Raw genomic sequence first — 9,187 nt, forward strand, 5'->3', positions numbered from 1 at the left:
CGTCCCCGGCGCGATCGTGGGCGCCGGGGCTGGCGCGGACGCGGGGGGCGCCGCCGGGACGGGGCTTGCCGCCTGCGCCGCGATCAGCGCGGCCATCGCCAGCATCGTCACCATAGCGCGCCGAACTCCAACCACGCGGGCGCGGCGGTGTATCGCCGCGTCGCCCGCTCAGCGGTACGCCGCCGCCGCGCTTCCCTCAAGCGATTCCGTCGCGGGCGAATGCCTGGCGTGCGGTCACGGGGATCGATCGTGCGCGCTCACGCGCCGGCGCGCAGCGCGCCGCGATAGGCGAACAGCCCCGGCGTGCCGCCGGTCATCACATAGAGGATCGTCGATCCCGGCGCGAAATCCCCGGCGCGGATGCCCGCGATCAGCCCGGCGAACGCCTTGCCCGAATAGACCGGGTCGAGCAGCAGCCCCTCGCACCGCGCCATCATCCGCACCGCCTCGATCATCGCAAAGGTCGGGATGCCATAGCCGGGGCCGCGTTCGCTGCCGTTGACGTCGATGTCGGCGGGGTCGATCGCCGCCGCCGCCGGATCGATCAGCGCCAGCGTCGCCGATGCCTTCGCCACCGTCTCCTGGTGGCTGCGCGATTCCTCCGCCAGCACCGCGAACGATGTCACCACCGCCGGCGACCGCCCCAGCGCGGCATAGCCCGCCGCCAGCCCGGCGTGGGTGCCGGCGCTGCCGTTGGGGACGATGACGTGGCTGAAATCGATCCCCATCGCCGCCGATTGCGCGACGATCTCCCCGGCGCAGGCGGCATAGCCCAGGCAGCCGAGCGGCGACGATCCGCCCGACGGCGCGACATGGACCTTGCGCCCCGCGCGCCGCAGCGTCTCCGCGCGCGCCTCGGCATAGGCCAGCGAATCGACCGATCCGGGCAGGTCGTGGATCGTCGCGCCGAACAGGTCGTCGAGCAGGATGTTGCCGCTGTCGGTATAATCGACATCCTCGCGCGGCACGCTGCGGGTCAGCACCAGTTCGCACGTCAGGCCGGCCCGCGCCGCCGCCGCCGCGCTCAGCCGCGCGTGGTTGGACTGGCGCGCACCGACGGTGACGAACGTGTCCGCCCCGTCGGCGATCGCCGCGCCCAGCAGATATTCCAGCTTGCGCAGCTTGTTGCCGCCGCCGCCGACCAGCGGCGCGTCGTCGCGCTTGGCATAGAGCGCGATGCCCTGCGCGGCGTCGCCCAATGCCTGTTCGATCCGCGTCAGCCGCTGGATCGGGGTCGGCCCGTCGAGCAGCGGAAAGCGGGGATGGTTGGCAAGCGCGGCGGCGAGGTCCATGGGCGTGGGGTCCGTGACACTGGAGCAGGGGGACACGCCATGCGCCTTGCGTCCCGGCGGCACAACACCTGCCGCGCCTTGACTCGCCCCCCCCGCGCCGTTAGGCGGGCGCCTCGAATTTCTCACCATCGCAAAGCTACGGGACTCGATCCATGAAGATCGTGAATTCATTGAAGTCGCTCAAGGATCGGCATCGCGACAACCGCGTGATCCGTCGCCGTGGGCGCATCTACGTCATCAACAAGACCAACCGCCGGTTCAAGGCCCGCCAGGGCTGAATCCCGTGGCGCAGCCGTCGGCCGTCATCTTCGATGTCGGCAACGTGCTGTTCCACTGGCATCCGCGGTTCTTGTACGAGCGCCTGATCGAGGACGATCGGGCGCTCGATGCGTTTCTGCGCGACGTCGTCACCCACGACTGGCATTTCCAGCACGACGCCGGCCGCCCGTTCGCGGAGACGTCGGCGGAGCTGATCGCGCGCTTTCCCGAACATGCCGATCTGATCGCCGCCTGGGGGCCGCGCTTCACCGAATCGATGGACCGCCCGGTCGCCGGCATGGCCGATCTGCTGCGCGACCTCGACCGATCGGGCGTGCCGCTGTTCGCGATCACCAATTTCTCGGGCGAATTCTTTCCGCAGGCCCGCGCCCGCTGGCCGGATGTGTTCGACCGTTTCCGCGACATCGTCGTGTCGGGTGACGAGCGGCTGGTGAAGCCCGATCCCGCGATCTACCGCCTCGCGCTCGACCGATTCGGGCTGGCGCCGGGGGAGGCGGTGTTCGTCGACGACAATGCGGCGAACATCGACGCGGCCGATGCGCTCGGCATCCACGGCGTGCTGTTCACCGATGTCGACGCGTTCCGCGCCGATCTCGCCCGATTCGGTCTGCTGCCTCAGCTTTCGGTCGAATAACGCTTCAGCTCGTCGCCGATGATGCGGACGACGTGGAGCACGTTGGTGCTACCCGGCGTCCCGAACGGCACCCCGGCGCACACCACCACGCGGTCGCCGGCCTTGGCGATGTTGTTGCGCAGCGCGGTCCGCTTGGCCTTGGCGACCATCTCCTCGAACGACGCGACGTCGCGGGTGTGGACGGCGTGGACGCCCCACAACAGCCCCAGCCGCCGCGCGGTGTCGAGCTTGGGCGTCAGCACCATGATCGGCACCGCCGGCCGCTCGCGCGCGATTCGCCGCGCGGTCGAGCCGGAGGTGGTGAAACAGATGATCGCGACCGCCGACACGGTGCGCGCGATCGATTTGGCCGCCTCGGCCAGCGCGTCGGCGGTGGTCGGGTCGGGCTTGGTGATGGTGAAGTGCACCCGGTCGCCGTGCCCCGGATCGCGTTCGACCGAATCGGCGATCGAATTCATCATCGCCACCGATTCGACCGGCCACGCGCCGGCGGCGCTTTCGGCGGACAGCATGATCGCGTCGGCGCCGTCATAGACCGCGGTGGCGACGTCGGACACCTCGGCGCGGGTCGGCGTCGGCGCGGTGATCATCGATTCCAGCATCTGCGTCGCCACCACCACCGGGCGGCCCAGCCGCCGTGCGCTCTCGACGATGCGCTTCTGGAGCGGCGGCACCGCTTCGGGCGGCAGCTCGACGCCCAGGTCGCCGCGCGCGACCATCACGCCGTCGCACCCCTCGATGATCTCGTCCAGCCGGGCGACGGCGGACGGCTTCTCGATCTTGGCGAGCAGCGACGCGCGGCCCTCGATCAGCCGGCGCCCTTCCGCCACGTCCTCGGGCCGCTGGACAAAGCTCATCGCGATCCAGTCGACCCCCTGGTCGAGCGCGAACGCCATGTCGCTGCGGTCCTTCTCGGTCAGCGCGGCCATCGGCAGCACGACGTCGGGGACGTTCAGCCCCTTGGAATTGGACAACGCGCCGCCGACCAGCACCTGGGTGACGATCCGGTCCTCGTCATGCTCCAGCACGCGCAGCGCCAGCTTGCCGTCGTCGAGCAGCAGCCGCGCGCCGGGCTCGATCGCCTCGAAGATCTCGCGGTGCGGCAGCTCGACGCGGGTGGCGTCGCCGGGCGCGCCGGAGCGGTCGAGCACGAACCGCTGGCCGGTTTCCAGCACCACCCGGCCCCCGGCGAAGCCGCCGACGCGCAGCTTCGGCCCCTGCAGGTCGGCGAGGATCGTCATCGGCCGGCTCAGCCGCTTTTCCAGCCCGCGCACCGCCGCGATCACCGGCACCTTCGACGCCTGGTCGCCGTGGCTCATGTTGATGCGGAACGCGTCGACGCCGGCGACGAACAGTCGCTCGATCATCTCCGGCGTGCTGCTGGCCGGGCCGAGCGTCGCCAGCACCCGGACCTTGCGCGAGCGCGGATAGATCGTGCGGGTCATGGCGGGGTTCCTCTCGACTTGCGCGCCGGGGTCTAGCGCCTATTGCGGGGTGATCAACCGTGGAGACATGCGATGGATGACCTCGACGCCCTCGACGACCGCGTGGCGGCTGCCGCGTTCCGCCGGCTGGTTCGCCATCTGCGCCGCCGCAGCGACTCGCAGAATGTCGACCTGATGGCCACCGCCGGCTTCTGCCGCAACTGCCTGGCCGACTGGATCGCCGAGGCGGGCCATTTCGACAAGGTGCGATCGCGTGAGATCATCTACGGCATGGCCTTCGATGAATGGAAGGCGAAGTATCAGGGGGAGGCCACGCCGGAACAGCTGGCACGGATGCAACAGAGTGTTGCGCGCAACGCCGCGCTGGACGACGCGCTCGATGACAGTTTTCCGGCCAGCGACCCGCCGTCGATGACCCAGCCGAACGACTGACGACGCATGACAGGGGGGACCGGAATGAAGGGATTGATGATCGCCGCCGCGGCCGGGGTGCTGGCCTGTGCGGGCCTACCGGCGGCGGCGCAGTCGCAGGTCAGCTACATCCAGGCGGGGCGGCTGCTCGACCGTCCCGGACAGGCGCCGCGCGGCCCCGCGACGATCATCGTCCGCGACGGCAAGGTCGCGGAAGTGCGCGACGGCCTGGTCGCGCCCGAAGCCGGCGCGACGCTGGTCGACCTGCGCGATCGCTTCGTGATGCCGGGGCTGATCGACCTGCACGTCCATGTCTATGCCGACGGCGATCCGCTCCGGCAGCGCCTCGACGCGACCACCCGCGACGATGGCGATGCGCTGATCCTCGCGGCGGCAAAGGGGCGCAGGAACCTGCTCGCCGGCTTCACCACCATCCGCGACCTCGGCGGCGATCCGCGCGGGATCCGCGCGCTGCGCGATGCGATCGAACGCGGCGACATTGCCGGGCCGACGATCGTCAACGCCGGCACGATGATCTCGGTCACCGGCGGGCACGGCGACGGCCGCAACGGGCTGGCGGAGGATTTCGCCGATGCCGTGCACGCGCACCAGATCAACGTCTGCGACGGCCCCGACGATTGCCGCCGCGCGGTGCGCGCGCAGATCGGGCTGGGCGCGCTGGTGATCAAGTTCGCCGCGACCGGCGGGGTGCTGTCGAACGTCGCCGGCGGGCTTGGCCGGCAGATGACGCCGGAGGAGATGAAGGCGATCGTCGACACCGCGCACAGCTTTGGCCGCCGCGTCGCGGTGCACAGCCACGCGGCGGAAGGGACGGCGGCGGCGATCGAGGCCGGCGCCGACACGATCGAGCACGCCAGCTATCTCGACGACGCGACCATCGCCCTGTTCAAGCGCCACGGCACCTGGCTGGTCCCGACCGAGATCGCGCCGGTCGCGGCGGTGGCGAGCGCGCGGGCGGGCGCCTTGCCCGCCAGCGTGATCCCCAAGGCGGAAGCGGCGGTGAAGGCGCTCCACGAAAGCCACCGCCGCGCCTTTGCCGCTGGCGTGAAATTCGCCTTCGGCACCGACACCGGCGTGTCGCGCCATGGCGAGAACGCGACCGAATTCGCCTATCTGGTCGATCTGGGGATGACGCCGATGCAGGCGATCCGCTCCGCCACCATCGACGCCGCCGACGCGCTCGACCGCAAGGGCGAGATCGGCTCGCTCGAGCCGGGCAAATGGGCTGACGTCATCGCGGTGCGCGGCGATCCGCTGGGCGACGTGCGGCTGCTGGAAAAGACCGACTTCGTGATGCGCCACGGCGTGGTGCACAAGGCGAACGGCGAAGCGACCGGCTTCGTCGGTCGGTAGTTGAGCCGGGCCGGAACCTCGCCTACAGGCTCCGGTCCACACGCTTGGAGACACCAGGAATGAGCGACGTCATCGCCGCCGAACAGTTGCGCCTCTTCATCGAGCGCATCGAGCGGCTGGAAGAAGAGAAGCGCGGCATGATGGACGACATCAAGGACGTCTACGCCGAAGCCAAATCGACCGGCTACGATACCAAGACGATGCGCGCGATCGTGCGTCTGCGGAAGATGGAGAAGCATCACCGCGACGAGGCCGAGGCGCTGCTCGAAACCTACAAGGCCGCGCTCGGGCTGGCGTGAGGCCCCACGGTTGATCTAGAGGCGATCCATGGCAGGTCATTCCAAATTCAAGAACATCATGCACCGCAAGGGCGCGCAGGATAAGAAGCGCTCGGGCATGTTCTCAAAGCTCAGCCGCGAAATCACCGTCGCGGCGAAGATGGGTCTTCCCGATCCCGACATGAACCCGCGGCTGCGCGCGGCGATCAACGCCGCCAAGGCGCAGTCGATGCCCAAGGACAATATCCAGCGCTCGATCGACAAGGCGAGCCGGGGCGACGCGGAGACCTATGAGGAGATCCGCTACGAGGGGTTCGGCCCCGGCGGCGTGTCGCTGATCATCGAGGCGCTGACCGACAATCGCAATCGCACCGCCACCAATGTGCGCACCGCGGTGTCGAAGAACGGCGGCAATCTCGGCGCGTCCGGGTCGGTCAGCCATGCGTTCGACCGGATGGGGCTGATCACCTATCCCGCCGCCGCCGGCGATGCGGAGAAGGTGTTCGAGGCGGCGCTCGAGGCCGGGGCGGAGGACGTCACGTCCAGCGACGACGGCCATGAGATCTGGACCGCGCAGGGCGACCTGCACGAAGTCGCCAAGGCGCTCGAGCCGGTGCTGGGCGAAGCGGAGGCGGCCAAGCTCGCCTGGCGCCCGCAGACGATGGTCGAGGTTGGCGAGGGTGATGCCGCGACATTGTTCAAGCTGATCGACGTGCTCGACGACGACGACGACGTCCAGACCGTCTGGGGCAATTACGAAGTCTCCGACGCGGTGATGGAGAAGCTCGGATAACGGCCCCGCGCCCCGTCTCGCGCCAGCGAGACCGTAACATACCGGCCGCGCCGCCACTCCAAACGCCGCCGGGGCGACAGCCATCACCGCGATGAGGCCCCCTCCGCGCCTCCGCGCCTCCGCGCGAATCGCTCTTTTTCGTCTTCGCGCGGAGGCGCGGAGTCGCGGGGCTGTCTCGCCCGTGGCCGTCGATTCGCCTCGCCGCGACCGTGGTCCTTTCCGGCTTGCGCGGTTTTTTGGGGCCACTGGCGCGGCGGGTGGTGGGCTATGCTGATCCTCGGTCTCGATCCGGGTCTCGGCACCACCGGATGGGGGCTGATCCGCGCCGACGGCAACCGGCTCAGCCACATCGCCAACGGCCGGCTCCGTACCGACAGCGCCGCGCCGCTGCCGCGCAGGCTGGCGCATCTCGATGCGATGCTGACCGCGCTGATCGCCGATCGCGGCCCCCAGGCGGCGGCGGTCGAGGAGGTGTTCGTCAACGTCAATCCGCAATCGACGCTCAAGCTGGGGCAGGCGCGCGGCGTGGTGGTGTGCGCCGCCGCGCGTGCCGGGATCGACGTCGGCGAATATGCCGCGCGGCTGGTCAAGAAAGCGGTGGTCGGGGTCGGCAACGCCGACAAGACGCAGGTTCACGCCATGGTCGCGCGGCTGCTGCCCGGTGTCAGCATCGACGGCCCGGATGCCGCCGACGCGCTCGCGGTGGCGATCTGCCACGCCCACCACGCCGCGACCGCGCGGACGCTGCGTTGATTTGCCTTTCCTACACGCCGCCGTTCCGCTTATGTCCCGCGCCATGCCCGGCGCGCGACCCGTACGATGTGACATGATGGCCGATCGTCGAATCGCCGGCGCCCGAACGGGTGCGTCAGGCGTGACTTTCCTGTGACCTTCCACCAGGTATCGGCGCGATGATCGCGCACCTCAAGGGCATCCTCGCCAGCACCGCCGCCGATCATGCGGTGATCGACGTCGGCGGCGTCGGCTATCTGGTCGGCGCGTCGGCGCGCACGCTGTCGGCGCTCGGCGAGGTAGGCGACACGGTGACGCTCCACACCGAAATGCTGGTGGCGGAGGACTTCATCCGGCTGGTCGGTTTCGCCACCGCCACCGAGCGAGACTGGTTCCGGCTGTTGACCGGCGTGCAGGGGGTCGGCGCGCGCGTCGCCTTGGCGATCCTGTCGGCGCTCGCCCCCGACGACCTGACGCGCGCGATCGCGGCGCAGGACAAGGCCAGCGTCGCGCGCGCCAATGGCGTCGGCCCGAAGCTTGCCGAACGCATCGTTCGCGAGCTGAAGGACAAGGTCGGCGGGGTCGCGATCGGCACTGGCGCGGCGCCGGCCGCCCCGGCCGGCAGCGCGACGGCGGATGCGCTGTCGGCGCTCGCCAACCTCGGCTTCCGCCCGGCAGAGGCGAATGCGGCGGTTGCGGCGGCGGAGGAGGAACTGGGGCCGGGCGCCACGCTCGACGCGCTGGTCCGGCTCGCGCTGCGCAAGGCGGCGAAGTGAGCGGCGCCACTCCCGCCTGGCCGCCGCAATCGACCCCGCGCCTGTTCGTCGACGCGCCGCTCGGCGCGGGGGCGGCGGTGCGGCTCGACGGCGCGCAGGCGCATTATCTGGTCGCGGTGATGCGGACGAAGCCCGGCGATCCGGTCAAGCTGTTCGACGGCGCGTCGGGCGAATGGCTGGCGGTGGCGGAAAGCGTCGGCAGGCGCGATCTGACGCTGGCGGTGCGCGAACAGCTTCGCGCGGTCGAGACCGTCCCCGATCTGTGGCTGTGCGCCGCCCCGCTCAAGAAGGGGCGGATCGACTGGCTGGCGGAAAAGGCGTGCGAACTGGGCGTGGCGCGGCTGGTGCCGGTGGTGACCCGGCGCACCGTGGTCGACCGGCTCAACCTCGATCGGCTGCGCGCGCATATGGTGGAGGCGGCGGAGCAATGCGGCCGCACCGCCGTTCCCGCGCTGGCCGATCTGGTCAAGCTGCCGGCGTTGCTGCGCGACTGGCCGGCCGGCCGCGCGCTGTTCTTCGCCGATGAGACCGGCGGGGTGCCGGCGGCGGCGGCGATGCGCGCCCATGCCGGCCCGGCGGCGATCCTGATCGGGCCGGAGGGCGGCTTCGACAATGATGAGCGCGATGCGATTCGCGCGCTGCCCGACGCGATCGGCATCGGGCTGGGGCCGCGCATCCTGCGCGCCGATACGGCGGCGGCGGCGGCGGTGTCGCTGTGGATGGCAACGGCAGGGGACTGGCGATGATCGGGACATTGGTGGCGCTGGCGCTGGCGCTGGCCGGCGCGCCCGACGATCCGTCACCGGTCGGCGACTATGACGGCAGCCGGCGCGAGATGGTCGCGCGCCTGTCGCTGGGTGAGGATGGACGGTTCCGCTACGCGGTGTCGCTCGGCGGGCTGGACGAGGAAGCCGATGGCGCGTGGCGCATCGCCGACGGGCGCGTGCTGCTGACCAGCGATCCGGTGACACGGCCGGCAATCGATCTGGTCGAACAGGCGCCCGGTCCGCGCGGGCGGCTCCGCGTGGTGCTCGACATGCCGCAGGGGGGCGATCCGCAGTTCTTCGACGTCCGGCTCGACGGCAATCGGCCGGCGATGGTGCAGATGGGCACGGAGGGGCGCGACATCGAACTGAGCGCGCGCCAGCCGGTGCGGGTGACGATGACGCTCGG

Annotated in this window: 11 protein-coding genes and 1 pseudogene; 10 read left to right on the top strand and 2 right to left on the bottom strand. The window is 70.5% G+C overall.

Going from position 1 to position 9,187, the window contains the following annotated elements; genetic code table 11:
* Positions 1 to 257: 257 nt before the first annotated feature.
* The gene (locus VNR91_RS02330; RefSeq protein WP_325489183.1) at positions 258 to 1,292 is read right to left on the bottom strand and encodes a D-cysteine desulfhydrase family protein; all 1,035 of its coding nucleotides are present in this window, start codon (positions 1,290 to 1,292) and stop codon (positions 258 to 260) included.
* 152 nt (positions 1,293 to 1,444) lie between these two features.
* Here VNR91_RS02330 and ykgO point away from each other — a divergent pair, with 152 nt between their 5' ends.
* Both ykgO and VNR91_RS02340 read left to right on the top strand, forming a co-directional pair.
* A complete protein-coding gene (gene ykgO, locus VNR91_RS02335; protein ID WP_055755695.1) occupies positions 1,445 to 1,570 on the top strand; it encodes a type B 50S ribosomal protein L36 in 126 nt (41 codons plus the stop codon).
* 5 nt (positions 1,571 to 1,575) lie between these two features.
* Positions 1,576 to 2,205: an HAD family phosphatase gene (locus VNR91_RS02340; RefSeq protein ID WP_325489184.1), complete on the top strand. Its 630-nt coding sequence runs from the start codon at positions 1,576 to 1,578 to the stop codon at positions 2,203 to 2,205.
* Here the strand turns inward: VNR91_RS02340 and pyk are convergent.
* Positions 2,187 to 3,650 carry a pyruvate kinase gene (gene pyk, locus VNR91_RS02345; protein ID WP_325489185.1) on the bottom strand — a complete coding sequence of 488 codons (1,464 nt, stop codon included), beginning with the start codon at positions 3,648 to 3,650 and terminating at the stop codon, positions 2,187 to 2,189. The two genes, VNR91_RS02340 and pyk, sit on opposite strands and share 19 nt — an antisense overlap.
* 72 nt (positions 3,651 to 3,722) lie before the next feature.
* Between pyk and VNR91_RS02350 the strand changes: the two genes are divergently transcribed.
* From VNR91_RS02350 to VNR91_RS02385, 8 genes and pseudogenes are all read left to right on the top strand, one after another.
* Complete coding sequence (locus VNR91_RS02350) at positions 3,723 to 4,082, top strand: DUF1244 domain-containing protein (protein WP_325489186.1); 360 nt, start codon at positions 3,723 to 3,725, stop codon at positions 4,080 to 4,082.
* Between the two features lie 36 nt (positions 4,083 to 4,118).
* A complete protein-coding gene (locus VNR91_RS02355) occupies positions 4,119 to 5,435 on the top strand; it encodes an amidohydrolase family protein (protein WP_325489187.1) in 1,317 nt (438 codons plus the stop codon).
* Between the two features lie 59 nt (positions 5,436 to 5,494).
* Positions 5,495 to 5,734: a DUF2312 domain-containing protein gene (locus VNR91_RS02360; protein ID WP_325489188.1), complete on the top strand. Its 240-nt coding sequence runs from the start codon at positions 5,495 to 5,497 to the stop codon at positions 5,732 to 5,734.
* A 28-nt stretch (positions 5,735 to 5,762) separates the two neighbouring features.
* Positions 5,763 to 6,506: a YebC/PmpR family DNA-binding transcriptional regulator gene (locus VNR91_RS02365; RefSeq protein WP_325489189.1), complete on the top strand. Its 744-nt coding sequence runs from the start codon at positions 5,763 to 5,765 to the stop codon at positions 6,504 to 6,506.
* 267 nt (positions 6,507 to 6,773) lie between these two features.
* Entirely contained in the window at positions 6,774 to 7,259 is a 486-nt protein-coding gene (gene ruvC / locus VNR91_RS02370) for a crossover junction endodeoxyribonuclease RuvC (protein ID WP_325489190.1), read from the top strand.
* Between the two features lie 158 nt (positions 7,260 to 7,417).
* Positions 7,418 to 8,014 (top strand): Holliday junction branch migration protein RuvA, encoded by a 597-nt coding sequence (ruvA, locus tag VNR91_RS02375; RefSeq protein WP_325489191.1) that lies wholly within the window; start codon positions 7,418 to 7,420, stop codon positions 8,012 to 8,014.
* Positions 8,011 to 8,760, top strand: a complete 750-nt coding sequence (locus VNR91_RS02380) for a 16S rRNA (uracil(1498)-N(3))-methyltransferase (RefSeq protein WP_325489192.1) — start codon at positions 8,011 to 8,013, stop codon at positions 8,758 to 8,760. The genes ruvA and VNR91_RS02380 overlap by 4 nt, the downstream gene beginning before the upstream one ends.
* Positions 8,757 to 9,187, top strand: a pseudogene (locus VNR91_RS02385) (hypothetical protein); the annotation flags it as partial. The gene VNR91_RS02380 and the pseudogene VNR91_RS02385, both read left to right, overlap by 4 nt.

Origin of the sequence: Sphingomonas sp. (genome assembly GCF_035555815.1) — a bacterium.
In the GTDB taxonomy this organism is placed as follows: domain Bacteria; phylum Pseudomonadota; class Alphaproteobacteria; order Sphingomonadales; family Sphingomonadaceae; genus Sphingomonas.